This is a genomic window from Vibrio sp. Vb0667 (assembly GCF_033391095.1).
In genome coordinates this window covers 1-1,912 of the sequence record NZ_JAWPOL010000094.1, presented here as the reverse complement: position 1 = coordinate 1,912, position 1,912 = coordinate 1, and the positions used below count along the sequence as shown (strand labels likewise).

The following is a 1,912-nucleotide window of genomic DNA, read 5'->3' as shown; positions in this document are numbered from 1 at the left end:
TTGTGAGCCAACTTACCTTTCTTCGTTTCTGGAATTGGCTTTTCAATCAGCTTAGGCTTTTGCTCTGCAGGTTTCGCAAACCACTCTTCCAAGAATCGGCGATTAAATAGGCCCGTTAACATGTCGGTTTTCGCCAAACGACGCATACGTAAACGCGAACGGTTCACGTACAAAAATACCAACGCCATAAGCAATAAAATACCAATCATTACCAATAACACTTCACCCAACAGGTAGAACGTTCGGCGATTATTCTCCAGCTCTAGACGCTGTAATACATTGTTCCAGTTGAGGTTTTCGTTCTCGTACTCTAATCGCTCTAGCTCAAACAAGGTTTGTTGTCGCTCTAAGTTCTCGACTTCACGCTGATTACTAAATTGAATGAATTTTTCATGATATTGACCGTAGGTTTGATAGGCCAATTCGAAGTTTTGATCTCCGGCGTAAGCCATAGCAGCGACTTTTAACAGCTCCATTTGCTGCTGTTTGATGTAGCGACTCTCGATGATCTCAGGAAGCAAAGGCGTAATCATCGTTAACAAAGCTTGATACTGCTTACGCTCTAGCATGTACTCAGCTTGCAACAACTTAAATGTTGCCAAGTACGCATTCGAGGTTTCACGGTACTGCAAGTTTTCGGCAAGCTTGAGATGACGCAGCATGTTTTTTTCGTTGTTGGTTTCGCGATACAGAGACGCAAGCTCCAAGTTCACCCGAAAGCGAAAACGTCCGTCACCAATAATCTGCGCAAGCTTTAAAGCAGCTTGATAAGATTGGATGGCTTCATCGTATTGGAACTGAGCTTTGTGTAGCTTTGCAATAGTTAGGACGCTAAGCAACTCATTAAACGACATGCGGCGGTCTTTAAAATAACGATACGCCTGCTTCAGCACGACTTCAGAGCGGTCATAGCCTTGAATTTTTACCAATACATCACCGAGCTCTAGCGCTGCTCGTTCGACTAAGCCCTGCGCACCCGATGACTCCGCCGCTTCCATCGAAGACATCAACGCCGCGTACGATTTCTTATAGTCCCCTTGCTCATCGTAGTAACGACCTTTGAGCAACAGAACTTCCGATTCCAATTTCTTGTCACCTTTTTCTCGTGATGTTTCAAGCAAAGCATCCAACGACGAGAGCGCGGTATCGATATCTCGATTGCCCATCATGGCTCGAATTTGGATCAGCTTGAACAGCAAGTGCTCTTGGCTTTGTTCTGGTGTCAAACTCAGCCCTTTATCTACCACTGCTAAGCTCTCTTTATCGCGCCCTAACAACTCAAGAACGGTCGACTTCGCCAGCCAATAACGAATCAACAGATCCTTGGGCTGGTTTTGCAGTAGAGAGTCTTCTTCTAATGATTCGATTTGTGCTAGTGAACTTTGTGGCAGCGCGTAAATTTGGCTCTCAATCCCTTCAAGAGATTGCAGAAACTTATCTTTTGGCTCAGGGCTTTGTGCGTAGACTTTGGTCGTCAAAAACACGAACCAAAACACAAGCGACAACGCTCTGAGCTTATAAAATTGCGACATTATTATTATTCCCTGATGGGTAGTTACTTCAGTGTGGTGGGAAGTTTTGATTATTATTTTGCACGTGAATGACAATGGTCACACCGCGCATGCTTTCCCATGCATTCTGTAGTGAATAATAAATCACCAACTTTCGATGTAGAAACGATTTCGTCCCACAAAAAAGACAAAGAGAATAATTTTCAACCATAAAAGGAATTTTCTCATTTAAGAGACAAATGAATAATTTCAGTTTTGACGCAACAATAGATTTTGTGGTTATTTTGCTCGAAAACATCACAATTTTGGATAAAAGAGATAATTGCGTCGTGTCACTGAGCATGGTGTGTTATGAAAACTAGCGTATAAACGCTGTTGGAAGAGGACATTACGTGAAACTA

At 43.0% G+C, this 1,912-nt stretch carries 1 protein-coding gene; it reads right to left on the bottom strand.

Going from position 1 to position 1,912, the window contains the following annotated elements:
* Nucleotides 1–1,532: GGDEF domain-containing protein (locus R8269_RS23635; RefSeq protein WP_318222706.1), on the bottom strand; the 1,532-nt coding region annotated here is incomplete at its 3' end.
* Nucleotides 1,533–1,912: the final 380 nt, after the last annotated feature.